The following is a 595-nucleotide window of genomic DNA, read 5'->3' as shown; positions in this document are numbered from 1 at the left end:
ATATGTTTTGCTGAACATTAGTAGCGCTCTGTAACGCACATACACACAAGTAATATCGCGACTGTTCATTTGAGAATAGAGGTTTTACTAAAGAGGGCTTATGATAACGTTGTCAGATTTTCAGGATCATCTATCACATAAAGCACCACTAAAACACTCTTCGCGTAAATATGGGGATGGACAAGAACAGCAGCTGGGTCGATGGGCAGCAAGTTTACCAACACAAACTGAAGCTCAGCAGGCCGTGCAAATAGAGCAGGTGTTGACTGAGCTTGCCGCAGCAGACTTAGATGACAAACTACGTCTTAAGCTTTTGACTATTGTTGCTTGTGCATCCGAGCGCTTGATCACCTCTTTGCACAAGCATTATCATTATGAGTTAGGAGCGCTTAGCAAGACGCAGCGAGTATATGTGGATCAAGTCAAATCACTATACTACTCGACCATACTGGCCTACGACAATATCATACAACGCAAGAGTCTGACTTTAACTAATCAGCGAGGTCCAACAACAGGCCGAGGTTGGACGCGTTTTTTGACGTTAGCTAAAACATCACCGCTTGTTTTGGCTGCTGCTATTTACCAGTCACTCACC

General features: G+C 44.0%; 1 pseudogene. It reads left to right on the top strand.

What is annotated here, in order from left to right:
- Window positions 1-100: 100 nt before the first annotated feature.
- Window positions 101-595, top strand: a pseudogene (locus ACS8FD_RS22655) (hypothetical protein); the annotation flags it as partial.

It is taken from the genome of Psychrobacter sp. 1U2, from assembly GCF_051847575.1.
The sequence above is the reverse complement of the archived record's forward strand: the minus strand, read 5'-3'. Positions and strand labels throughout refer to the sequence as shown.